Source organism: Streptomyces sp. AC558_RSS880 (assembly GCF_019049255.1).
Taxonomy (GTDB): domain Bacteria; phylum Actinomycetota; class Actinomycetes; order Streptomycetales; family Streptomycetaceae; genus Streptomyces.
The window spans coordinates 1-22,821 of the sequence record NZ_JAGMUJ010000006.1 but is presented as its reverse complement, the minus strand read 5'-3'; the positions used below and the strand labels follow the sequence as shown (position 1 = coordinate 22,821).

Sequence of the window (22,821 nt, the reverse complement as noted above, 5' to 3'; positions counted from 1 at the left end):
ATGTCGGACCGGCCACGGGAGGAGTGCCCGGGGGTGTTGTCCGACGCACTCACAGCAGAAACGGTGCCGGGCCGGGATCGGTTCACTCCGCGCAGAAATCCGTGCCGGCGTGTCGCGGGGCTGTCCGGGACACCTCCGCGGACGGACGCCGACCGCGACGCCCGGGGTGCTCGGCGACCGGGAGTGACGGAGTGAACCGGTGCGGTAGCGAGGACGTTCCCAGCCATGGGAGCCGGAGCACAGGCAGAAGGAGACATGGTGGACTGCGAACAGACCAGGGAAGAACTGGCCGTCCAGGCCCTCGCCGGGGACCGGCACGGAGGGCCGGACACCGAGATCTCGGTGCACCTCGGACAGTGCGCCGAGTGTTCGGCCGAACAGCGGCGGTTCGCCGAGGTGACCCTGGTGCTCTCACGTACCGGGCTGCCCGCGTTCGACGGGCTCTGCGCAACCGGCGCCCGGACAGCTCCGGGGACGTGGAAGACGGTTCCGGAGGAGGCCTGGGAGGCGGCTGCGGAGGCCTGGCAGCGTACCCGCCCGCGGGCGGGACACACCTGGCACGGCACGGCCGACCGGCCGCAGAGGCCGGCGGAGTGCTGCTAGGGCCTTTCGTCCGGGTCGGGGCGGGCGGTGAGTGGGCACGGGCGCCGGGCGTCGTGGCCGCTGTCCGTCCGGCGGCATCTCCCCGTACGACGTCCCTCCCCGCGTACGGGGAAAGGCCCCGGGGACCCGCGGTGAGGCACTTGCCGGTGCCGGCGCCGACGATCCGGGCGGAGGCGGCGGGTGACCGCCGTGGCGGCCTTCTGCGCGGCCGGACCGGACAGGGCACCTCTCCGCTGCCGCCCGGTGACACGGTGGGCGCCGGCGCGGGGGTGCGCGCCGCCGCCGTGCTGTCCGGCCGGTACGGGTGGGTCCCGGGGGCCGCGCACGGCGGGACGTGTCATCCCACGTGTCCCACCGGTCCGGTGCAACGGGCCGGCCAGCCCGGCCCGTCGCCCCCGGGCAGGACACCGTCGAGGGCCTTCTCCAGCCGGTCCAGCGCCGAGCGGTCCAGGCCGCTCAGTTCCTCCTCCGCGCCGTCCTGGTAGACGGCGGAGGTCGCGGGCAGCTCCCGCAGCAGGACCACCGGCGCACCGTGCGGCGCGCGGGTGCCCAGCACCCGGAAGGCGCTGCCGGGAGCGAAGACGATCTCGTCCGCGGCTCCGGCGGCTGCGGGCCGGTCCAGCAACTGCCGTACCTTGCGGCCGGTGACGGACCAGATCGCGTACCGCACCGGGACGCCCTCCGGCAGGGTCCGGGGCAGGGCCAGCGCCCCCACCGGGGCCGGGTCCAGCAGCAGCGTGCCGGGCTCGGGCACCGCCTCACCGGCGTCCGGCCCGGCACCCCGGACGGCCACCCCCCGGTGGGAGGGGAGCCGGCGCAGCGCGGAGGCCAGGCAGGCGGCGTATCCCGGCAGCCGTCCGTCCCCGGCCCGCAGGTCGCGGACGAGCGCGGCGTGGTCCAGCGGGCCGTCCTCGTCGGTGAGGTAGACGTGCAGCGCGATCAGGTCGGCGCGGGCCTCCTCCAGCTCCTGGCCGCGCAGTGCGGGCATCCGGGTGAGCCAGCGCAGCACGGCGGCGCCGTGGCGTTCCCACCCGGGTGCGGCGAGGTCCCGGAAACCCGCGCGCTCGGCGGCGGTACTGATGTGACCGGGCCGGTAGGGCACGGAGGTGAACCGGGCGGGGGCGGCCCCGCCCGGAGCGGCTGGGGGTGCGGCGCCGGGAGTGGCTGGGGGTGCGGCGCCGGGAGCGGCCGGGGGGTCGCTCCGGCCGCCGGTGGTTTCGGCGGTGTCCGGCCGGCGCGGGGCGGGGACGGCCGAGGTGGTGCCGGGTGTCGTGGACGCGGGAGGCGTGCCCGTGCCGGAGTCACCGGAGGCGGGCTCGGCGGTGTCCGGCCGGCGGGGGGCGCGGGCCGGAACGGGGCCCGGCGCGGTGTGACCGGGGGAGGCCGGACCGCCGCCGGGGGACGACGAGGCCCGGTCGTCCGCAGGGGGAACGGAACGGGTACCGGGGGCCGTATTTGGGTCCGGGTCCGGGTACGGGTCCGGTCCGCGTCCCGATGGCGTCGCCCGGACGTCACGGCCGCCCCGGAGGCCGTCGCCGTCCGGGGCGCCGCCTTCCGGCCGCGCCGTGCCGGGGCCGGGCGCCGGGCGGGGGAGGCCGCCTTCCGGCCGCGCCGTGTCCGGTCCGGCCACCCGACGGCCGGCCTCACCGGGACCAGAAGGACGGGCGGGTGGAGTGGGGCGGGGCGGGAGGCTCCGTTCCCGGGCGGTCTCCTCGGACCGGGGGTGCGGCAGGGGGCCGTCCGGCCGCGGCGACCCGCCGGCGAGCGGCTCGCCCGCCGCGGACCGCGGCACCGCGAGGGGGCCGGAGGACGTCGGGTCCCCCACGGCCGGATCCGGTCCGGGCGGGCCGGCGGGATGCCGGCGCTCCGCCGGGGCGGAGGCGGGCACCGGACGTGGGTGTCCGACCGTGGTCCGCCCTGTCACCGGCAGTTCTCCGGCTGTGGGGGCCGGCCGTTCTCCGGGGGCGGGGACGGGCCGTTCTCCGGGGGCGGGGACGGGCCGTTCTCCGGCTGTGACGACCGGCCGCTCCCCGGACGCCGCCGCGACGGACCGCGTACCGGACGCGGTCGGCGTCCCCGACGGGCGCGCGGGCGGCGGCGGGGCCTGCGCCGGTGTCCCGGTGGCGGCCGGAGCAGCGGACCCCGCCAAGCCGCCCGTACGCGGACCGGGTGGGCGGTGGGTGACGTAGCGGATGCCGGCCACGCCGTACTCGGTGGCCAGGTCGCGCAACGCCCGTTCGCTCATGGTGAGCCGACCGCGCACCAGCAGCGTGGTCCGCGCCCTGACCCGGGAACCGAGCTCGATCAGGAGCCGGGTCAGGGCGGGCAGCAGCGACTCGTCCAGCGGCTGCCCGGGGACACCGAGCTCGAGAGTGAGGGTGTCCGGGTCGACGGGGACGGTGACGACGGGCGGCCGGGGGCCGTCGAGGAGGACGACCGCGAGACCGGCCCGGGTGACCGCGACACCCCAGCCGTCGGTGAGCGGGGCGAAGTCCGGCCGGCCGCCGGGCATCGCGACCAGCGGGGGGCGGACGGACACCGGGCGGGGCATCGGCGGGCGGCCGTCGGCGCCGGCCGGGCCGCAGACCACGGCGGTGACGTACGGCTGCCAGGTCCGTTCCCCTTCGCGGCTGATCAGGTTGGCCCGGACCACGCCCGGGGCCTCGAGGTCAGCGGTGAGCAGCGGGATTCCGGTGAGCACCTCCACCTCACCGGCGAGCATGTCGGCGATCGACTGGGTGAGCCGCAGCAGGTCGCGGCGCCCGCCGGGGGCCAGCCGGACCCGGGAACGGTACTCGGCGGGCAGCGCGGCGAGCACCGTGGCGACCTCCTCGGCGGCCACGTCCTCCGCGTCGGGCGCGCCGACCAGGATCAGAGGGCGCTCGGGGTGGACGGGAACGGCGAAACTCAGGTCGTCGGTGCCGGGGGTGGGCGCCTCCGCGGGACGGATCACCACCCCGGCGGGAATCTGGTGGATCACACAGCCGCCGGAGGTACGGGCGGGCACCCGGCGCAACGCGTTCTGCCAGTCCGGTACGGGGGTTCGGCGGCCCAGCGGCCGGGGCGCGGTGCCGGGGCCGAAATGCCACCAGCCTCCGGCGGGTGCGGACGGCTGCTGCACGAAGAGCGTTCCGCCGGGGGTGATGAGCACGGCCCCGTCCGGGGCGATCACCTCCAGCTCCCAGGCGTCGGCGATCCGCCGGGCCAGGCAGGGCCGGTCAGTACGGTCGTGGCCGGCGCCGGAGAGCACCAGCCGCACCCGGTCGGTGCCCCGGTCCCGCAGGGTGTCCAGGACATCGCCGAGTCGCGCCCAGTGCGCGGCGGTGTCCCCGCCTTCCGCGGGCGCGCCGACCAGCACGGTGACCGTGTCCTCGCCGCCGACGGCCAGGGCCACCTCCGCCGCATCGGCCAGGGACGGGAAGCCGTCGTCGGCCGAGCGCAGCAGCACCACGCCGTCGACCTCCTCGAGCGGAGCGGGGCCGGTGGGCCGCCCGGCCCGGCCGTGAGGGGCGTTGTGCACCGGAGCGACGCCGCCGCGCCGGGAGAAGAGGGAGGCCCACCGGCTCACGCGTTGCTCCTCCTCGCGCGGGGGCCGGCGGCCGCGGCACGGCACGGCCGGGCGGTTCCCACGACGGGCCCGGCGCCGCCGTGCGTCCCGTCCGCGGCCGGAGCCGCGACGGGCTCCGGGCCGGGCACGGTCCGCTCGCCCGTGGTCTGCTCGCTCATCGTCTCCTCACAGTCCTCGACCGGCCCGGCAGGTCCCGCACGCACCGTCCCGGCGCCCGGCGCCCCGCCCCGGAGCGCCGCCTGCGTCCCGGTGGCGTACCGGGCACCGGCGCGGGCGGGCGGAGGACAGAGGGACCGGCATGGACGGAAGGCACGACTCGGACTCCGGGGAATTCGGCGGCCCGGCGCCACCCCTGGCTTTTCGGGCCGCCGTCGGGGCGGCACCACGCCGCTCACGAGTACCGCCCATCCCGTCTACGACGGCGGAAGCGGATCGGTTCACCGCTCCGGTGGTGTTTCCCCGGCGCGGAGCACACGCCGGGGAAACACCACCGGAGCGGGGTCATGGCGCGGGGGCCGCCGTCCGGACGGGGGCCCGGTACGGGGTCGTGGCGGGCGCCGGAATCGCGGCGCGGGCCGGGGACGGGATCCCGGCGGGCGTGGGGGGTTGCGGTGAGCGCGGGCGGCGGCCCGGAGGCGGCACGCGGCCCGGGCGCGGGAAACGGGCTGGTCGCGACCGCCTCCACGTTCCGTACCACCACCGCCCGCCAGCGGTCGCCGTCCGGGGTCGGCAGCACCGTGGGGCCGGACGCGCTCCCCAGCGCACGCGGGCCGGATCCTCCGGGTCCGGCGAGTACGACCCGGCAGCCGAGCAGGCGGCCGACCAGGTCCGCCACCGTCTCACCGGCCGGACCGTCCTGCCGGTGCACCCGCAGCCAGTACCGCTGCGCGGTGGTCAGCGGGACATCGGTGCCGACCGTCACACTCCCGCCCGTCAGGGCGGCCTGGACCACCACACTTCCGTCGAACGGCACACCCGCCGCCCGGAGTTCGTCGAGAGTCACCAGGTGGCCGTCCGGGAGCGGCTCCGCCCCGGCCGGCACGTCCGCGTCGGCGATCACTCCGCCGGCCCACACCCGCAGCGCCCCGGCGTCCGGCGGAACGGGCGCGGCCGGGTCCACGCCGAGCGCCCGGGCCGCTTCGACGGTCGGCAGCGCCGGCTCGGCGCGGGCCGGCGCCGCCAGCAGCGCCTCCACGGGGCCGTCCCCCTCGCCGTGGCCCCCGCCGTGCGGCCCGGCCGCGTCGCCCTCCCCGCCGTGCGGTCCGCCGGCACCGTCAGTTCGGCGGGGACCAGCAGGCGTACGTCGCCCTCGACGCGGGGACCGGCACGGGCGCCCTTCATGGTCGCGTGGGGACCGGCGCGAACGGCCGGTGACCCCGCGTGGGATCACGACGGTGCGGTGGAACACCACGGTGGCCGGACGGTACCTGGGCGTATGCCCGGCCCGGCCGCCGTGGCCGGTGTGGCGAAGGACCGCCCGGTTCAGGCGCCGGGCACTCTCGGCCGCCTCGCCGTCAGCGCTCCTCCGGGTCCGTTCCGCCGCCGTCGGCGCCCGCCGCGCCGTCGCCGGAGACGGAGGAACCCGCGTCGGTCGAGCCCTCCGATCCCTCAGTACCCTCCGCATCCGGCTCTTCGGCGCCGTGCACGATGCGCACGCCCTTCACCGACAGTCCGGGCCGCTCGGAGCTGGTGGTGGCCACCGGTTCCGGCGCGGGCGGCAGGGCCGGCTCCGAGGCGTAGAGGGCGTCCAGCGCCTCGCGTACCGCGCTGGGCTCCACCGTCATGCTGACCGGGCCGGAGGGATTGACGTAGATCTGGTGGCCGTCCGGGATCCTGTCCAGCAGGTTCTCGTCGACCCGCTGCAGCTCGTAGCCGAAACGGCCGCAGGTGTGCAGGAAGACGGGCGAGGTGAAGACCGGGATCACCGCGTTGCCGTCGGGGGTGGCGGCGGTGAGCGGTTCGCCCCCGGGGCCGGTCAGCACCGCGACCTCGTGGTCGAGCAGGGCCTTGGGCACCGCCTCGCCCGGTCCGTAGCCGGTGGCGGCGAGCTGCACCGCCCGGTCGACGTCGTCCTCCGGCTCGGGCCAGTCCAGGGCACGCGGGGAGGGCTGGTAGTCGGGGTTGTCCTGCCATTCGGCGATCTCGCCGTCCTCACCGGAGCGCCACCGGCCGACGATCGCCCACTCGGGCGGCTCCCCCTCGCCCGACCAGGTGGGATCGACCATGCCGAACCAGTGGTCGGGCGCCAGCCGGCCGGCCTCCCGGATCTCGTCCGGGACCGGGATGTCCCCGAGGTCCGGCCCCTGCGCGGTGTCCGGCGAGCCGTCGCCGCCGGTGCCTTCGCCGACGTCGTCCGTACCGTCGGCGGTGCCGTCCCCGGTTCCGCCGGTCCGCGCGGCGGCGGGCCCCGGGGCGGCGGCTGCCGCTGATACCTCCTCGGCGGTCCCCCGCGCCGTGTCCGCCGGCACGATGTTCTCGGTCTCCGAGGCGGCGTCGGAGGCCCTGGGCCCGCCGGTGGTGTTCTCGCTCATCGTCGTCCTCAACTCGGTGGATGGATACACAAAGGGGCGGGCTCGGCCAGACGGACGGCCCGTGGTACCGGCCGATGCGGCCGCCCGGCGAGAGGGGCCGTTACCCGGAGCACGGGCCACGGCTCGGAAAAGGCGGTAGGCATGGGACGGGCTTCGACACCGGTCCCGTACTCGGTGGAACGGGACGGAAAGACGCGGCGTCTTCGGCGCCCTTCTCGTGAGGAGCCCCTCGCACCGTTTCCCACGTTCACCGGTGTCAATCGGTTCATCAGCGCCGGCCGGACACGGCCGGCGTCACGGTGCGGGGAAGGTTGCGGTGCAGCGCCCGCTCCTGGTGGTCGGCAGGATCGTCGGGACGCCGTCCGGGCCGAGGAAGCGTCCGGCTGTGCCGTCGGCACCCGCGAGGTGGACACGCAAGCCCGATCTCCGTGCCGGCAGCTCGAGCGCCGGAGTCCGGGCGGCGGGATCCCGGCGCGCCCACAGGGGATACCACTGCACGGGTGTGAGATGAACATCGATCCCCACGCGCAGAGTACCGCCCAGGGCCACCTGGGTCTGCGCGTCGACCGTTCTCGCGCCGACCATGTCGAGCTCTTCCAGGGTCACCGGTTCCCCTGCCCGGTTGTGAGGAGATCGTCGAGCCGATCGGAGTCGGCCGGTTGCCGGGCCGCCCAGGAACAGACGGATCCAGCGTCCGACGGCACCGGCTCGATACCGGTTCCGGGACCGGAGGCCTCTTCGAAGAGCTCAGGTCCGGTACCGCGCAGCAGCATCAGAACGGCCTCGACCGGGTCGGCGGCCTCACCCAAGGGATCGGCCCCCGGACCGAACGTTCCGGGTTCCCGGGGTACGGACTCGGCCGAACCGTCGTTGACCCACTGGACGAGGGTGTCCCAGTAGTGATTGACCGTGGCGGCCTGTACCACGTTGACCTCGCTGTGGTGACCGTGCTTGACCCATACGCCGTCACGGCCGAGGGCGGCCAGGACCCGAAGCTTGATCTGCTCGTCGCGGGCGAGTTCGCAGCGGGGGACGGCAGTCGCCGGAACAGGACGGTCGGTGAGCCCCGCACAGGAGGACGGCGGGTGGCACCGGGCCGCCGCCACCGCGCGCCTCGCCGACCGCGGCGAGCGGTACCGGCAGTGCGGGAGGCGGTGATGAACCGCGTCCCGGCGACCGTCGTACAGCCGGATGAGGAGGCACGGCGGTACCGGCCGTACCGGCGCACCTGGCGGGTCCCGGGGAATGCCGCGTGGGACGGACGTCCTGCCGCAAGCACCGGCCGATGCCGCCCACAGTGCCCCCCAGCATCCGCAACGCCACGCACCACCAGGGAGATGCCCGACCATGCCTTCCAGCGCCTTCGGCGGCAAGTCCCCGATCCCGGTCCTGCTGCACGCGTCGGACCCGCTGTCCGACGCGGGGGTCCGAGTCCAGCTGGGCGACCAGCGGGCGGTCGTGTTGGTCGATGGCAGCTTCCGGCCCGACACGGTGTCCCTGCTGGTGGCCGATTCCGCGGACGACGAGATGGTGACGCAGTGGTGCGCCACCACTCTCGCCAAGGGCCTGCGCGCGGTGCTGGTGACGGGCCGGCTGCGGCAGTCGGGCCTGCCGGACATCATCGCCGGGGGGATCGGGGCGGTGGTGTGGCGGCACGAGGCGACCGGGCCCCGGCTGGTACGGGCCGTCACCGCCGTGGCCCGCGGGGAAGGAGACATACCGGCCGATCTGGTCAGGGCGCTGATGGACCAGGTGGGCGGTATGCGCCCTGGTGCACCGGGGCGGTCGCCCCTCCCGGCGGCACTCACCCCCCGGGAGGTGAGCATCCTGCGCAGGGCGGCGGACGGTGACGAGACCGGGGAGATCGCCGACCGGCTCGGCTACTCCGAGCGCACGATCAAGCGGGACCTGCACGCGCTGATGAAGCGCCTGGGTCTGCGCAACCGCGCCCATGCCGTGGCCTACGCCATGCGCGCCGGTTACCTGTGAGGCCGTCGCGCGGCGCGGGCAGGATCCCGGGGCCCGACACGGCGCCGAAGCACCGGCACGTGGACGCCGGCGACACCGGTTACCGCAAGGATCTCGCCGCCCGCCACATCAACATGATCGCCATCGGAGGGGCCATCGGCACCGGCCTGTTCCTCGGCGCCGGAGGCCGGCCGGCCGACGCGGGACCGTCGCCGTTCCTCGCGTACGCGGTCTGCGGCGTCGTCGCCTTCCTCGTGGTGCGGATCCTGGGCGAACTGGTCCCGCACCGGCCCTCCTCCGGTGCCTTCGTCTCCCACGCCCGGGAGTTCACAGGAGAGAAGAGCGCCCGCACGGCGGGCTGGCCGTACTTCCTGAACTGGGCGACGACGGCGACGGCGACGGCGGACATCACCGCGGCCGCCACCCACGCGCACTTCCGGTCGCTGTTCACCGATGTCCCGCAGTGGCTGCTCGCCCTGGTCGCACTGGCCGTGGTGCTGGGCGCCGACCTCATCCCGGTACGGTACTCCGGCGAGACGGAGTTCTGGTTCGCCATCGTCAAGGTGGCCGCACTCGTGGTCTTCAGGGCGGTCGGCATCGTCCTCGTCGTCGCCGGGCAGGACGTCGGCGGTCACGTGCCGGGGCCGGCCACCGTCACCGAGAACGGGGGCCTGTTCCCGCACGGCCTGGTGCCCACGCTGATGGTCGTCCAGGGAGTCGTGTTCGCCACCGTCTTCGGCCGGCTCGGCGCCCCCGGGGCGGCCGACGTCATGAACCTGGTGGTGCTCACCGCTGCCCTGTCCAGTCTCAACTCCGGCCTGTACTCCACCGGACGCATCCTGCGGTCGATGTCCCTGTCCGGATCGGCATCGAAGTGCACCGGGCTCATGAACAGGGGCGGCGTACCGTACGGCGGCATCCTGCTCACCGCCGGGTTCGGGGCCCTGGGAGTGGTGCTCAACCACGTGATGCCGGGCGAGGCGTTCGAACTGGTACTGAACTTCGCGTCCGTCGGAGTGCTCGGCACCTAGGGCATGATCATGCTCTGCTCGCTGTTGTTCTGGCGGGCCTCCCGCGCCGGGCGCGTCCGGCGGCCCGGCTACCGGCTGCCCGGCGCCCCGTACACGCAGGTGGTCACCCTCGTCTTCCTCGCCTCCGTCCTGGTGCTCATGTGGTGCGACGGCGGGGTCTCCCGGACCACCGTCGCCTGTCTGACGCTGCTCGTCGCCGCACTGATCGGCGGCTGGTACGCGGTACGTCGCCGGGTCGCCTCCGCCGGCGGACAACACCGCTGACACCTCTCGAAGAAGCGGTGCGGCCGTCGAGGACGCCGGGCTCCCCGGCCTCCTCCGAGACGCGAAGCCGGCGTCCTCCTCCCACCGCGGACCAGTACACGGGCCCCGACTTCCGGTGGACGCCGTACGCGAGGGAGGGGACGAGAACCGGCGACAAGGCGCCGCCGGCCCTCGCCCGGTGTCCCGTCCGTCCACATCACGCCGGCCCGAACGGCGTCTCCGCCGGGTGGAATCCGGCAGTGCCCGGGGGACGACCCGAGGAACTGGAGGAGCGATGAGAAATCCCGCGGCCGGTGTGTCCGACAGAGGTCCGTCCGCCACCGCCCGGGGTCGAGAACCCCGCCGGACCCCTGAGCTGTTCTTCCGGATACTCGGTCCGTGCACGGTCGAAAGCGCTTCGGGGCCGGTCGACCTGGGCCCCCGCAACGCCGTGCGTCACTGCTGTGCCTGCTGCTGGAGCAGACCCGCCCGGTGAGTGTGAGCCGCCTGGCGGAACTCCTCCGGGCGGGCAGGCCTCCCGTCTCGGCGGCGTCATCGATCCACGCTCACGTCTGCCGGCTACGGGCGGCACTGACCGGGCCGGGCCCGTCTCCTGCTCGCTGAGGGCCGTCCCGTGCAGGCGGTCATGGCCGCGGAGCAACCGGTCGCGGACAGCCCTTTCCGGGAGACGGCCTGGGTGACCCTGCTCAGGGCCCTGTGTGCCGCCGGCCGTTCGGCTGAGGCCCTGGGCCGCTACGAGATGATCCGCCACCTCCTCGCCGACGCCCTCGGTACCAGTCCCGGGCCCGAACTGCAACGGATCCACCTGGCGCTGCTGCGGCACACCTGGGCGCAGCAGGGGTGAGCGCTCGGGGCAGGTCACTCGCCTCCGGCCGGCACCCCACCCGGCGGGCCCGAGCACGGCGAAGTCCGGCGGGCCGCCAGAAAGCCGGGCGGCGCGGCGTCGGCACAGGCCCCGAGCGGCTTCATCAGCACGTCCGGTGCCCGAAGGCCCGGGGCGGGGCCCGGCGGGCCGCTGCGGGAAAGGCAGCTCAGCAGGCATGTGCACGCCCTGTCAGCGACCGGAGCGACTCAACGGCGGGCATGGCCCGGTGAACGCGGGCCGTGGGATCGCGGAGCCCATACGGAGCAACCCGACGCTGCGTCGATGAGCTCTCCCGGGGCGTCGGCGGCGGTTCCGCGACCGGGGCAGCGACCGGACCGTGTTCGGTCGCTGCCGAGCCGACGCGGGAAACAGCAGTTCAGACGCAGCATCACACTCAGAACAGCGACTGAAGCGACTGAAGGTTTCCCCACCAGGACCTGGCCAGGGGACGCCCCGCTTCAACGGGGTTTCGCCTCCAAGGCGTCGGGCACGTCCGCGCATGGGACCCGTTCGAAGCGCCCCATGAGCCCGGCCGGCAGGGCCGGTGAGGGAATCGCTGGAGGGCCTCCCGGCCGCGTCACGCCGGGAGGCCGTATCGCGTTCTGGACCAGCCCGTTGAAGCGCCCCCTCCGGCCGCTCCAGCCACGGCTCGTGAAACCCGGGCATCCCCAGGATCCGCCGGGCCGTCCTCGTCGGATCGCCTCACGTCACCGCCGTTCCCGTGACGTCCACCGAATGTGAGCGACACCGATGAACCGGCCCGGCCCTTTCACCGTTCGGCACAACGGGTTGCCGTAACCGGGCGACACCGTGAAGGACCGTTGTCCGTGAAGGGGAAGGCGGCGCACCGTCCGCAGACCGCTGAACCCGAGACGGACGCTTGAACCCGAGACGGACGCTCGGACCATGATCCGGCAATGCCCCGACCAGGACGACTGGTCACGACCGGGCCGGAACCGTCCTGAAGGCCAGACAACACGGAGAAAATGATGAAGGTCGTGGTGGTCGGTGGTACGGGGCTGATTCGCTGGCAGGTGGTCGGCATGCTCAGAAGCAGCGGTCGCAATGCCGTGTCGGCTGCTCCCGTCACTGGTGTCGACACTCTTACCGGACGAGGAGTGGCGCAGATCCTGAAGGGCGCGGACGTGGTCGTGGACGCGTTCAGTTCCCCGTCCTTCGAGGCGAGAGCATCCTTGGACTTCTTCACCCGGTCGGCGCGGAACCTGATGGCGGCCGCGCAGCGGACAGGCGTGCAGCACTACGTCATGCTCTCCCTCATCGGCGTCGACCAACTGCCCGAGAACGGCTACTTCCGGGCCAAGTCCGCTCAGGAGAGGGTCCTACGGGACAGCGGGCTGCCCTACACCATCGTGCGTACCGCACAGTTCTTCGAGTTCATCGCTCCGATCATGGGGCTCTCCACCAGGGAGGGGCGGGTGCACCTGCCCTCCACCCAACTGCGCCCGATCGCCGCTGTCGACGTCGCCGCCGCGATCGCGACCGCGGTCGAGGAGGAGCCGTTGTACGGGGTCCGCCAGGTCGCGGGCCCCGAGATCCACCGGCTCAACCGGCTCGGCGAGATCACACTGGCCGCCCGACCGGACGGCCGTCGCGTCGTCACGGACGAGAACGCAGGCCTGTTCGCCGGCATCCCCGACGCCGTCCTCACCGGCGACGACATGGCGACCACCGCATCCACCTGCTACGAGGACTGGCTCAAGCGGCACCCGCGAAAGGCCATGACCCGCATCGGCGCACCTTAGCGGTGGTTGGGGGAAGGGCGTCTTGTCGTCGTACCGGACCGTTGCCGGTGTGATGCGGGCCAGGCCGAGCGAGGTCGGCGGGGCCACGAGGGCGGTGGGCAGTCGGTGGTGGACGCGGTCGGTGGGCAGATCGATGGCGGCTGTCACCTGGTGTCAGATCGGGTCGTGTCCTTCTGTCTCAAAGCGGAACTTCACGAGCGGCACGAGGAAAGCGAAAGGTTCGGCATCGCCGACAAGGGCACTGGCCGCGGTGGAGACGACCGGTCCGGTGAGCGCCTTACAGGCTTCGAGAGGGATGCCCAGGGAAATCTCCTGCCGGGTTACCCGCCCATACCACGGCTGCACCGACAGCGCATGGTCCTGAGGGACGCAGTAGGTCAGCATCTGTTCGTAATCGGAGAACGCGTGGCGCCAAGGCCCGTCCGCCGGCCATTCGGGCAACGGGTGGAGATGGGCCTCAGCGTCCGGAGCGGTGCCGCGCCCCGGATCCAGAAGCAGGTCGATCCGGCCGCCCTCCGCAGTGACCAGCGACGCCCGTTCGAGAACGTGCATGGGCAGCGCCTCGGCAGCCAGCCGGGCGCCAAGAGCATGGAACGTGCGATCGATGGCGGTGCTCAGGAAGTAGACGCCCATGGTGTCTGTGCGACGGTGGTGCACGTACACACGCCAGTTGCTCTGCAGCGGCGAGGGCAGCAGCCGCCGCCACCGGCCGAGCAGCGTCGGCCCCAGGTGCCCGTGGCGGTAGCTCAGGAAAGTCAGCATCGCCTGGTCACCGGCCTCGCCTATGCGCTGCAATTCCAGGCCGGGAGGGACCAGTGGCGCGATGCGGTGAGCATCCACTACGTAGTTGACGTAGACGACGTCGGTGATGTCGCTGACGAAGGTCACCGGTGGAATGCGCTCGCTCAGAGCCCGTAGCAGTCTGCTGTTGGCCACCCAGTTCAGCGGCGCGGCGAGCCGGCCTCGTGGGTGGGTCCATGGCGCGTACCGTCCGTACCTGGTCTGCTGACGAGTACGGCGCAGCGCGTGCTCGGCGGCCCAAGTCGCTGAGCCGGCCGACAGGACCAGGCCGAGTACGGCGAGGAGTGCGAGCATAAAGAAAGTATGACCATCGCAGTGAGCCCGTTTACCGGTACCCCGACACCGCGCCCCCCCGTGTCCGGGTGCACGATGACCAGGATTCCGGCCTGGGTCGTCCGACCCTTCCAGGGGCTTCCTGCTTCACCGCGCTGTGCGGGCACGTGTGCCCGTCTTACCGGCGCTCCACAGGTGCTTGGCGTCTCCGCCCGTCCGGCGGCGACGGTACGGCGTCCTTCGAAGAGGACATCGCGGGCTGCGTTGTGGTCGCGGTCGTGCACCGTGCCGCACTCGTCGCACGCCCGCTCACGGACGTGGAGAGGCTTCGGGCCGTCTCTGGATCCGCAGGCCGAGCAGACCTGAATCGTTCCGGGTCCGGAGTCCTACCGAACCCGGAACGGTTCATATCGCTTGTCGCCACACCGGACAGCACCGTAGGTTGGAGCGACCCCCGCCGCCCTACAGCCTCGCCCGGCAGACAACGCGACGAGAGCCCGACGGCCTCAGCGCGACGGGGCACCGGTGACCGACCGAAGCGCTGTGCCCGGCCGCCCCGATGACGACAAGGTGCCTGGGTCGCCACTCTCGTGCTTCGGCTCAACGGTCCGGGCCTCACGGCTGTTCGGGACGTGCTGCTACAGGTCGAACTCGAGGTGCTCGATGTCCGTGAACCGGACCTCCTCCAGGCTGCCGGCGCGGCGGCCGCCGTCCTGGAAGTACACCTCCTTGAGCGCTTCGGCCGCGATCTCCTGAAGCCGGGCGTCGCCGGCACCCTGCTCCTGGGCCTCGAAGAGACGGGCGGCGTAGACGGGCGGCAGGGCGACGGTCAGATGCCGGATGCGGTCCTGGTCGGTCGACCCGATCGGCGCGGTGTAGCCCATGCGGGCGCGGGTGTCGATAACGATGCCGCCCGTGCTCGCCGCCTTCGCCCGCGCCTTCGCCCGGATCTGCGGCTGCCACCGCTTCTTCACCTCGCGCTCCATGCGCGCGGCGAGGTCCGGGCGGGGCTTCTTGATCTGGTCCTTCACGTACCGCTCGACGGTGCGCTGGGAGATCCGCAGCATCTGGGCGACCGCGCGGGTGCCCTTGAGCTGCTTGACCAGATAGCGCATCTGGGCGGGTGCGCTCTTGGGTACCGGGCGGGTGAAGGATTTTTGCACCGCGGCGTCCAGGCCGTCCCCGAACAGGCTCATCGTGGCCTTCTCCTACTCTCCGTTGTCGACGTCGGTGACGGTGCCGTCCTTGATGTAGCGGGCGAGGTTGAGCTCCGGCGCGTCGAACCGGTCGCGGACCTCCTCACCCCACAGGACGGTCTGGGTGCCCTCGTGCTTGACCAGGCCGGGGTTGATGCCGAGCTTGAAGCCGCCGGGCAGCGGTTTGCCGTCCCGGTAGGGCAGGAAGTCCAGCGGGCTCTCGCCGTTGGCGGCGTAGACGACGCAGTCGGACAGGATCGCGATGGGGTACTGCCCGGTGAACGCCGCGTGCTTGACGATCTTGCGGTGCAGGTTGATCCGGGTGCGGGAGATGACCGCCGCGCGGATGTCCGGCCGCCACGTCGGGCGGGACAGGGCCCGCCACGGCTCACCCGGCCGCCACCCTTCGCCGCGGGGACGCTCGCGCAGCTTGCCCAGGCCGCCCTTGACCGTCGCCTTGATCGCCGAGACGACGATGGCCAGCTCGGGGTCTCGCTCCTTGTGGCCGTCCATCGCGGCGAGGAAGTCGGCCGGGTTGAGGTCGGCGTCGACGCCGAGGTCGGCCATCGTGGCGAGGTAGGCGTCACGGAGCCGGTTGTACCAGCCGTCCAGATAGCGGCCGTTCTCGTACCGGACCCACGCCTCGATCGGGCGCACCTCGTAGCCGAGCTCCTGGGCGTAGGCGACGGTGGGCGTCGCGTACCAGGCCGGCCCCTCGGGACGCTCGCCCTTCGGCGTGAACGGGGAAGGCAGCAGGCTGCCGTCCAGCTTCACCCACTCCTTGCCGACCTTCACCCGCGACAGGTCGACGTGGCTCAGGTCGACCAGCCACGAGCCGGGCAGCTTCGGGTCGAACGCCGGGGCCTTGACGTGCGTCGCCTCACCGAGGCCGACGTTCAAGCCGTTCGCTCCGGCGGCGAAGGCCATGTTGACGTCGATGCCGACCAGGTGCCGCAGGGTGCACTCGGCGTCGGTCATCGGCCGTGCCCAGTCGTACGCCTCCTCGAACAGCTTCTCGTCGGGGCCGCGCATGTGGAAGCGGGGCAGGTCCTTGAGGACCGGGTGGCCGTCGGGGGCCTCGCAGGGCGCCGGGTCGACCGGGTCCTTGCCCAGGCTGCCGGGGTTGTGCTCGGAGTGCCGCTTGCCGTCGGCGTCCGGCTCGGAGGCGCGGGTCGCAGGGTGCAAGGCGGTCATCAGCTCCAGGCCGGTGACGGCGGTGGATCCGCGAGGCGTCATCACACGGGAGGCGTACACGCCCAGGACGCGGGCGAGTTCGGCCGGCGGGAGCTGCGCGGCGTGGCCCCAGTGCCGGATGTCCAGCGCGTGCCACGACGGGATGCACAACTGCACGCAGGTCCGCTCCGAGCCGGTGGCGGGGCGGTAGATCCTCGCCCACGGCCCGAAGCCGCGCTTGGTCAGCTTCCACTCCGCGCGCGCGAGCTGCTTGATGACCTTGTGGCCCTCCGGCAGGCGCCCGGCGAGGCGCTCCTCCTCCGTGAGGGTGACGGGGAGGCCGTAGCGCTCGAGGGCGGCCTCGGTGAGGACGATCAGCGGGTCGGCGTCCTTGCCGGGCCCGACAAGCTTCGGCTGCCCGAGCTTGGCCTCGCGCAGCGTCCAGTCGATCAGGGCCGGGAGGGACTTGACGGGCACGTCCAGGACCAGGCCGCCGCTGCAGTACGCCAGTACCTGCCCGTCGTCGTCGACGTCGACGACCGCGAGCGGGCCGTTCTCGAACCGCGGGTCGGTGCCGCCCGCCGGGGTGCCGGCCGGGGCCGCCTTCTTCACGCCGGGACGACGCGACGTCGACGACGTCGGCCTGGTGGTGTGCGCCGGACGCGGCGCGGCCACCGGAGCAGCAGCCGCGGGAGCGGGGGCAGAGGGCTGGGTGTTCTCGGTTTCAGTCATGGCCACAGCCTCGGACGCCTGGCCTGTGGACAGAGTCCGCGCTTCCGCCGGGTCGGAGGCCCCGGTGAACGTGGCGGGCACCGGGGCGGCCGGCTCCTCCGGGGTGGGGTAGAGCTCCGCGAGCTTCCGCAGCAGCCGCGCGTACGCCTCGCGTTCCGGGCCGCGCGGCTCGGTCGGCTTCTTCACCGACTCCCAGCCGGACACCGTGGCCCGCCGCACCTGCAGCGCGCCGGCCACCTCGTCCAGCGTCAGACCGTGCGCGACCCTCAGCCGCTTGCGCTCCTCCGCCGGCGGCAGCGGAGAGCGGGACGCGACCAGCGCGTCGACCGCGTCGAACAACTCGGACATGGAACACCTCCCGGCCCCACACCCTACCCCATGAACCGTAAAAGTCACGTACTTCTACCGTACGGATCGCGTACGAATGGCGTTTCGTGGCATGGGGGGCAGCCCGGCCAGGGAAGGGCTGGAAACGATCGCATCACGCCGGGCCCGTGGGGGGAGATATGGGCGGTCGCATGCACTGAGTAATCAGGGGGTCACGTGGGGTGGAAAGACGCGTTCGGTGACGCGATGAACGAACTGGAGGCCATACGCAAGCAGCTTGACCGTCTCGACGATCCGACTGTCGGGCTGACCGCACTGCACGGTGACCTCACGCAGAGCCGCCTGAAGATCCTGGAACAGATCCAGGCGGGCGTCACCGGACTGCGCGAGGAGAACCGGGAGGTCCGGCGACGCCAGGACCGGATGATCAGCGACCTGAACGAGACGAGGGGCGAACTCCGGCAGCTCCTGGACCTTGCCGACGTCCTGCGTTCCTTCGCACCGCCCGAGAAGGCAGGCGGCAAGTCCGGCGAGGACACGCAGGCGCATTCCGGGGGGACTGCGCAGCCACCCAAGCTCGAGGCGGAGGCCGGCTACGACTCGCCCGCCTCTGCCGAAGCTCATCCGCCCGTCTCGTCCGACACCGAAACCCAGGGGGGAACCATGGAGAACACCGAGCACCAGCCGCAGCCGCAGCCGGAGGCAGGGAGCGAGGATCAGGACCTCGCGCTGAAGAACGCCGTCGAGGCCGCCTACCAGGGCACGGGCACCTCCGCCGGCCAGCCCTCCGCTGTCACGCCCCAGGCCTTCGCCGGCACGGATGACCCACGCATCGCCCACGGCGTCCTGCTGCTGAAGGCCGCCGGTGTGGCCTCCGCCGAACTGATCGCGCACCGCGACACCTGGGAGTGGCTCGCCGCCCTGGCCGTCGACCACAGCCACTTCCGCACCCCGCCCTCGGTCGAGGACTTCAAGGAAGGCCGCGTCCGCACCGTCCTGTCCGGCCGCTCGCTCATCGCCCTGCTGATCGAGCTGTGGAACACCCGCTCCACCGCCACCCCGCTGCAGGGCGACTGGGCGCTGGCCATGACCACCTACAACCGCATCGCGGCCGAACTCACCGACATCGCCGGACAAGGCGAGACCATCCGCATCGTCCTGGACGACGGTCTCCCCCACGAGACCGGCGACTGACCGGCACCACACGCGACAAGCAGACGGCCGGCCTGGTTCCCCGGCCACGAGCTGGAAAGCGCGAGGGCCGCACGGTCAAACCGTGCGGCCCTCTCTGGCGTCATGTACGTGCTGCGGACCGGTGTCGCCTGGCGGGACGTCCCCGCAGAGACCGTGGGCTGCTCCGGTGTGACAGCCTGGCGCCGACTGAGGAACTGGACCAAGGCCGGCGTCTGGCCACGCCTGCATACCGCCCTGCTGACCGAGCTTCGCCGCGCCGACCTGCTGGACCTGGACGATTGTTCCGTGGACGGATCGCACGTCCGGGCTCTCAAAGACATCTCAAGGGGCTAAGAAGTCAAGCTGCCCCCTCGGTGGAGTCAGCTTGTGAGCCATGAGCTGGGAGAGGCAAGACGTGTGTTCGTCGCCAGCGAAGACAGGTGTGAGGTACGGCTGCTGCTGCCAGGGTGTGCTCATGAATACGACACCGGACGGACGGCCGATCCCTCCCGCGCACGCCGACGAGCAGACCATGCTGGAAGCTTGGTTGGACTTTCACCGTGCGACTCTCGCCGTGAAGTGCTCGGGCCTGAAAGATGATCAATTACGGCTTGCTGCGGCGTCACCCTCGTCGATGACGCTGCTGGGACTCGTGCAGCACATGGCTGAGGTGGAACGCAACTGGTTCCAGCGTGTGTTCGCAGGTCAGGACGTGCCGCCGGTCTTCGAGGAGAGCAACCACGATGGTTTTGCCCTCCAGCCTGAACGAGGGTTCGACGAGGCGGTGGCCGCGTGGCAAGCCGAGGTCTCCCGCGGCCGTGAGCTGATCGCTGACGCAGGACTGGACGACTCCGGCCACCTGTCTGAACAGGAAGCAGGTCATGTCGGCGATCAGGGAGTCTCCCTGCGCTGGATCATGGTGCACATGATCGAGGAGTACGCACGTCATAACGGCCATGCCGACCTCATCCGCGAGCAGATCGACGGATCTACTGGCGCATGAGGTGTGCTCTCACGGTCAGAAGGTGACCAGGAACCTCTGGCTGAACTCCAGGTCACGCGGCAGCTTGAACGAGCGGTGCGAAGGCGTGCTGTTCGTCGAACTGCTGTCGGGTCTTGAGGCAGTGGTGGAGCTGGCCGAGGAAGCGGTTCAGCAAGTGCCGTTGTGCGGCGGCATGCCAGTCTCCGTGCTCGCGTCGGCGTCGGTAGTGCGCGTTCGCTCCCGGTGAGGCGGTGAGGGCGGCGAAGGCCCAGAGGAAGCCGGCGTTGATGAGGCGGTTGTTCTTGACGAACCGGCGGCCGACGAAGCGTTTCCTGCCGGAGGCGCGGGTAATCGGTGCGGAGCCAGCGTAGGACTTCAGCGGGCGCTGTCACGTTATTGAGTGGTTCTCTGACAGCGGGTGAGGCATGTGGCGGGGACCGGGCTTCGGGCCGGTGTTCAGGCCCCGGCGGCGCCGGTGGCCTGGTCCCAGATCGCACAGCGGATGGCCATCCCAGCTCGGTAGCCGGGAGCGGTCATCAGGTGGCGGCGGGGCCGGAAGTGCGGTGAGATGCCGCTGAAGGCAGCCAGGAACCGTTGGGCCCCACCGGTACTGCGGAAGCCTTTCATCGCGCGTTCACGCTGCCGGGTGGGCTGATGACTGTTCTCGGCCCGGTTGTTCAGGCCCTTGTGCGAGCGGTGCTCAACGGAGGGCATGACCTCGCGGTGGGCCGCGTCGTAGGAACGGAGCTTGTCGGTGACCACCACCTGCAGCACCGAGCAAGTCTTCTTGAGTAGTTTACGGAAGAAGCGCTTGGCCCCAGCGGTGTCCCGCCGGTTCTGGACCAAGATGTCGAGCACGTTGCCGTCCTGGTCGACGGCCCGCCACAGGTACCGCTGCTCGCCGTTGACCCTGATGAAGACCTCGTCCAGTCCTCGACCTCGCGGAAGCTGAGCGGGAAACGGAAGTACAGCCACACGCAGTGCGCGATCACCTCGACCGGGCACCGGTGCCCCTTGTACGACGGCGGTGCGCTGCCCACGGACGACCCCTCCCAGCACGACCAACCAGAAGATCATCCCACCCGGTCAGCCAACGTGACAGCGCCCGCACGCCGGTTCCGGGCGGAACTGCGGGCGAGCGGCGCGCTCGTGGACGCCCCGGCCGGCCCCGGGGCGCGCTGGGTGGCGGCCCGGGGCATCGAGTGCAACTCCTCCTCGGCCGCCGCCGCGTTGGTGTACGGCTACGACGCGTACACCGCTGACACCGCCGAGAATCGCATCCTGCGCGCCGCCGGCGAGCGGCTGCTGCGGCTGCCGGGCGTCCCCGGCCCCGTCCGGCGGCGCCTGGCCCACCAGCGGTCCGGCTCGCCGACACCCTGCCGCTGGTGCGGGGACAGGAACTGCCGCACTGACAGCCGTCCCGCCTCGGCTCCCACCACCAGTCCGCGCTGCGGCTCGCCGAGGCCGCCGCGACGGAAGCCGGCGTCCTCCCGGCCTTCACGGCCGCCGAGGACGCCGGGCGGGCCCTGGCACGGGCCGCGAGGACGGATCTACCTGTTGATCCAGATGCCGAAGTCCCGCGTGGCCGTGTAGAAGTCCTGGAAGCCCAGGCGCGCCCCCGCACTACGGGTCACCGTGCCCTTGGCGATCGCGCCGCCGGCGGCCGAGGCGGTGTAAATCGGGCCGCCGCTGTCACCGCTGCGGGCCGCCTCCCGGCCGTCCATCTGCTCCGCCTCCACCAGGTCTTCGGAGTCGTTGTAGAAGAAGAGGACCTTCATGTTGCAGACCGGGCCGCCCGTGGCCCGTGCGCTGGTGATTCCGGACTGGCACAGGTACTCACCCGGGAAGACGTGGTCCCAGCCGTCGACCCGCACGCCCGCGTCGCTGTCGGGTCCCCCGGTGTACATGAAGTTGTCGGAGTTCGTGGGGATGAGCATCACGTCATGGGCGTCACTGGACTTGGTGGAGGTGCCGATGTAGGTGCCCTGCGGGTTGGTGAACCGATTGCCGCTCCGACCGCAGTGCTCAGCGGTGAGCAGGTAGGTCGCGCTTGCGTCACGCACACCGAACCCGGCCGTGCACGCCCCGCCATTGAAGTTTATCTGTGCTCCGCCCGACCACGGCGCACCGTCGTTCACACGCGAGCGTTCCTGGAGAGGCTCCTCGCTGATCGTCTTCACGGACACGCCGGCGATCCGGTCGACCGTGCTGTGGTCCTGCGCGACGGAGGCGGTGCGTGCTGCGCGGGTGGTGTCCTGTGCCAGGACCAGTCCGCTGCCGTCAGTGGGGATCTTGACGCTGTGGCCGAGCGAGGGGTCCTTCTCCAGCCGGGCTTGTAACAGCTCGGAGGCGTCCTTGAGTTCGGCCAGCGAGTGGTCCGCGGCAACGATGTGCACGGGGGCGGTTCTGCGGGCCCGCTCCGCGGCCCGCTGTACGGGCTCGGGCAGGTCGCCCTTCCACCACAGGGTGACGTGGTCTTCCTGAAGGCCGATGCCCGTGTAGCCCTCGTAGTGGCCCCGCTCCTGGGCCTTGGCCAGGATGCTCGCAGCGGCGACGAGGGGTCGCTGCTCGTTCATCTTCCGCAGGTTGTCGGCGCCGACAACCTGTGAGATCGGGACGCTCTTCTCGCTGTTACCGTCGCGCTGCTGCTCGGCGCTGGCGCCCGGGGCGAGGGTGCCGACGAGCGCCATCGCCGCGGCCAGGGCCGAACCCGCAGCCCACAGGCTGGTTCTGCCGTATCTCATGAGTATGCCTTTCCTCTTGGCGTAGCAGTCTGTGATCAGACGGCACAGGCATCCTCATGGGCCCCGATTTACATTCGATCTACAAATGATTAATACCAACCAGATACTCGGGCGTCGAAAGTGAAACACGGAGTCGCACGTGCAGCCGGGTGCGGTGCCGGGAGAGCCACCTTCTCGACGGACTCCGTGGAGACATACCGCTCGACGTCCACGCACGGCTGGACGCCGACCGGACCGTCGAACCGAGTGCCGTACCGGCTCCGGTGCGACCGGCAGGGAGCCCGGCTCCACCGCAGCGTGCTCTCCACTGCCGTCGACCGGAAGACGGCCGGACCCCACGCCCGTCATGCCGACTTCCTGCGCACCTGAAGGACGGACTGCCGCACTCGGCCCGCGACACCCCAAGTGGGCGCCCCCGCCGGCACCTTCACCCAGCCGCTGTCGTCCACGCGGCGCCCGGCTCGCCCGGCTTCTCGCGGTCTCCGGCTGTAGTGGAGATCGCGGCAGCCGATGACGAAACCGCGCCCGCGGTCCAGGAGTTGCCCGCCGCTCCGTGCGATCGCACCGGCGGACCGTACGAGCCTGGAGCCCGGCGAGCCCGGTGTACGGCCGCACTGCTTCCTTGGACTTGCGCCACGCTCGTGGCGCCGGGGGCGGCCGGCCAGGTTCCACTGACCAGCCATGGCCGGGTTCATGGTCGGGGTTGGCGGCAGCCGTCGGTGACCCGCTCTAAGAGGGCATCTGATCTATGTAGTTGGTAGTTAGGGATGGTTTTGTGACTGCTGGCGTTGGCGGTCGTTGGGCGAGGTGTGAGTGCTCGTCGTCCG

17 protein-coding genes and 6 pseudogenes are annotated in these 22,821 nt (G+C 72.3%); 10 read left to right on the top strand and 13 right to left on the bottom strand.

The window, feature by feature from the left end; all coding sequences use genetic code 11:
* Positions 1-255 precede the first annotated feature (255 nt).
* Positions 256-603, top strand: coding sequence for a hypothetical protein (locus tag KUM38_RS01860; RefSeq protein WP_217127481.1), 348 nt, complete (start codon positions 256-258; stop codon positions 601-603).
* 337 nt (positions 604-940) lie between these two features.
* Here KUM38_RS01860 and KUM38_RS01855 read toward each other — a convergent pair whose 3' ends face one another.
* The 6 genes from KUM38_RS01855 to KUM38_RS01830 all read right to left on the bottom strand — a co-directional run bounded on the left by KUM38_RS01855 (position 941) and on the right by KUM38_RS01830 (position 7,808).
* Positions 941-4,171: a hypothetical protein gene (locus tag KUM38_RS01855; protein ID WP_217127480.1), complete on the bottom strand. Its 3,231-nt coding sequence runs from the start codon at positions 4,169-4,171 to the stop codon at positions 941-943.
* Positions 4,168-4,329, bottom strand: a complete 162-nt coding sequence (locus KUM38_RS01850) for a hypothetical protein (RefSeq protein WP_217127479.1) — start codon at positions 4,327-4,329, stop codon at positions 4,168-4,170. The genes KUM38_RS01855 and KUM38_RS01850 overlap by 4 nt, the downstream gene beginning before the upstream one ends.
* 233 nt (positions 4,330-4,562) lie before the next feature.
* The gene (locus tag KUM38_RS01845) at positions 4,563-5,366 is read right to left on the bottom strand and encodes a hypothetical protein (RefSeq protein ID WP_217127478.1); all 804 of its coding nucleotides are present in this window, start codon (positions 5,364-5,366) and stop codon (positions 4,563-4,565) included.
* Between the two features lie 319 nt (positions 5,367-5,685).
* Positions 5,686-6,702, bottom strand: a complete 1,017-nt coding sequence (locus KUM38_RS01840) for a type VII secretion system-associated protein (protein ID WP_217127477.1) — start codon at positions 6,700-6,702, stop codon at positions 5,686-5,688.
* Between the two features lie 294 nt (positions 6,703-6,996).
* Positions 6,997-7,308, bottom strand: a complete 312-nt coding sequence (locus KUM38_RS01835) for a hypothetical protein (protein WP_217127476.1) — start codon at positions 7,306-7,308, stop codon at positions 6,997-6,999.
* Positions 7,305-7,808, bottom strand: a complete 504-nt coding sequence (locus KUM38_RS01830) for a hypothetical protein (protein WP_217127475.1) — start codon at positions 7,806-7,808, stop codon at positions 7,305-7,307. The genes KUM38_RS01835 and KUM38_RS01830 overlap by 4 nt, the downstream gene beginning before the upstream one ends.
* 241 nt (positions 7,809-8,049) lie before the next feature.
* Here KUM38_RS01830 and KUM38_RS01825 point away from each other — a divergent pair, with 241 nt between their 5' ends.
* From KUM38_RS01825 to KUM38_RS01810, 4 genes and pseudogenes are all read left to right on the top strand, one after another.
* Positions 8,050-8,691 (top strand): LuxR family transcriptional regulator, encoded by a 642-nt coding sequence (locus KUM38_RS01825; RefSeq protein ID WP_217127474.1) that lies wholly within the window; start codon positions 8,050-8,052, stop codon positions 8,689-8,691.
* A gap of 23 nt (positions 8,692-8,714) precedes the next feature.
* Positions 8,715-9,965 (top strand): annotated as a pseudogene (locus KUM38_RS01820) (amino acid permease).
* 592 nt (positions 9,966-10,557) lie between these two features.
* The gene (locus KUM38_RS01815; RefSeq protein ID WP_302181156.1) at positions 10,558-10,809 is read left to right on the top strand and encodes a BTAD domain-containing putative transcriptional regulator; all 252 of its coding nucleotides are present in this window, start codon (positions 10,558-10,560) and stop codon (positions 10,807-10,809) included.
* A 1,007-nt stretch (positions 10,810-11,816) separates the two neighbouring features.
* On the top strand, positions 11,817-12,593 hold the full coding sequence (locus tag KUM38_RS01810) for an NAD(P)H-binding protein (protein WP_308408880.1): 777 nt from the start codon (positions 11,817-11,819) through the stop codon (positions 12,591-12,593).
* 153 nt (positions 12,594-12,746) lie between these two features.
* Here KUM38_RS01810 and KUM38_RS01805 read toward each other — a convergent pair whose 3' ends face one another.
* From KUM38_RS01805 to KUM38_RS01790, 4 genes and pseudogenes are all read right to left on the bottom strand, one after another.
* Complete coding sequence (locus KUM38_RS01805) at positions 12,747-13,688, bottom strand: DUF2071 domain-containing protein (protein ID WP_217127472.1); 942 nt, start codon at positions 13,686-13,688, stop codon at positions 12,747-12,749.
* A gap of 242 nt (positions 13,689-13,930) precedes the next feature.
* A pseudogene (locus KUM38_RS43510) lies at positions 13,931-14,035 on the bottom strand (zinc ribbon domain-containing protein); the annotation flags it as partial.
* A 270-nt stretch (positions 14,036-14,305) separates the two neighbouring features.
* A complete protein-coding gene (locus tag KUM38_RS01795; protein ID WP_217127471.1) occupies positions 14,306-14,863 on the bottom strand; it encodes an XRE family transcriptional regulator in 558 nt (185 codons plus the stop codon).
* 12 nt (positions 14,864-14,875) lie between these two features.
* Entirely contained in the window at positions 14,876-17,116 is a 2,241-nt protein-coding gene (locus tag KUM38_RS01790; protein ID WP_217127470.1) for a helix-turn-helix transcriptional regulator, read from the bottom strand.
* A gap of 225 nt (positions 17,117-17,341) precedes the next feature.
* On the opposite strand from KUM38_RS01790, the gene KUM38_RS01785 reads away from it, so the two are divergent.
* From KUM38_RS01785 to KUM38_RS01775, 3 genes and pseudogenes are all read left to right on the top strand, one after another.
* Positions 17,342-18,289 carry a hypothetical protein gene (locus KUM38_RS01785; protein ID WP_217127469.1) on the top strand — a complete coding sequence of 316 codons (948 nt, stop codon included), beginning with the start codon at positions 17,342-17,344 and terminating at the stop codon, positions 18,287-18,289.
* A pseudogene (locus KUM38_RS01780) lies at positions 18,290-18,604 on the top strand (transposase); the annotation flags it as partial. It abuts the gene before it with no gap.
* Positions 18,605-18,743: 139 nt separating this feature from the next.
* Positions 18,744-19,271 carry a DinB family protein gene (locus tag KUM38_RS01775; protein ID WP_217127468.1) on the top strand — a complete coding sequence of 176 codons (528 nt, stop codon included), beginning with the start codon at positions 18,744-18,746 and terminating at the stop codon, positions 19,269-19,271.
* A gap of 52 nt (positions 19,272-19,323) precedes the next feature.
* Here KUM38_RS01775 and KUM38_RS01770 read toward each other — a convergent pair.
* Both KUM38_RS01770 and KUM38_RS01765 read right to left on the bottom strand, forming a co-directional pair.
* Positions 19,324-19,635 (bottom strand): annotated as a pseudogene (locus tag KUM38_RS01770) (IS110 family transposase); the annotation flags it as partial.
* 71 nt (positions 19,636-19,706) lie between these two features.
* Positions 19,707-20,290 (bottom strand): annotated as a pseudogene (locus tag KUM38_RS01765) (IS6 family transposase).
* 202 nt (positions 20,291-20,492) lie between these two features.
* On the opposite strand from KUM38_RS01765, the pseudogene KUM38_RS01760 reads away from it, so the two are divergent.
* Positions 20,493-20,659, top strand: a pseudogene (locus KUM38_RS01760) (restriction endonuclease); the annotation flags it as partial.
* 141 nt (positions 20,660-20,800) lie between these two features.
* Here KUM38_RS01760 and KUM38_RS01755 read toward each other — a convergent pair.
* Positions 20,801-21,994: a trypsin-like serine protease gene (locus KUM38_RS01755; RefSeq protein ID WP_217127467.1), complete on the bottom strand. Its 1,194-nt coding sequence runs from the start codon at positions 21,992-21,994 to the stop codon at positions 20,801-20,803.
* Positions 21,995-22,143: 149 nt separating this feature from the next.
* On the opposite strand from KUM38_RS01755, the gene KUM38_RS43505 reads away from it, so the two are divergent.
* Complete coding sequence (locus KUM38_RS43505; RefSeq protein ID WP_374227029.1) at positions 22,144-22,755, top strand: hypothetical protein; 612 nt, start codon at positions 22,144-22,146, stop codon at positions 22,753-22,755.
* Positions 22,756-22,821 lie beyond the last annotated feature (66 nt).

Coding starts and splice junctions, on each gene's coding strand:
- KUM38_RS01790 (WP_217127470.1), bottom strand. CDS start 17,116: ATGTCCGAGTTGTTCGACGCGGTCGACGCGCTGGTCGCGTCCCGCTCT.
- KUM38_RS01850 (WP_217127479.1), bottom strand. CDS start 4,329: ATGAGCGAGCAGACCACGGGCGAGCGGACCGTGCCCGGCCCGGAGCCC.
- KUM38_RS01810 (WP_308408880.1), top strand. CDS start 11,817: ATGATGAAGGTCGTGGTGGTCGGTGGTACGGGGCTGATTCGCTGGCAG.
- KUM38_RS01795 (WP_217127471.1), bottom strand. CDS start 14,863: ATGAGCCTGTTCGGGGACGGCCTGGACGCCGCGGTGCAAAAATCCTTC.
- KUM38_RS01755 (WP_217127467.1), bottom strand. CDS start 21,994: ATGAGATACGGCAGAACCAGCCTGTGGGCTGCGGGTTCGGCCCTGGCC.
- KUM38_RS01840 (WP_217127477.1), bottom strand. CDS start 6,702: ATGAGCGAGAACACCACCGGCGGGCCCAGGGCCTCCGACGCCGCCTCG.
- KUM38_RS01860 (WP_217127481.1), top strand. CDS start 256: ATGGTGGACTGCGAACAGACCAGGGAAGAACTGGCCGTCCAGGCCCTC.
- KUM38_RS01785 (WP_217127469.1), top strand. CDS start 17,342: ATGAACGAACTGGAGGCCATACGCAAGCAGCTTGACCGTCTCGACGAT.
- KUM38_RS01805 (WP_217127472.1), bottom strand. CDS start 13,688: ATGCTCGCACTCCTCGCCGTACTCGGCCTGGTCCTGTCGGCCGGCTCA.
- KUM38_RS01825 (WP_217127474.1), top strand. CDS start 8,050: ATGCCTTCCAGCGCCTTCGGCGGCAAGTCCCCGATCCCGGTCCTGCTG.
- KUM38_RS01775 (WP_217127468.1), top strand. CDS start 18,744: ATGAATACGACACCGGACGGACGGCCGATCCCTCCCGCGCACGCCGAC.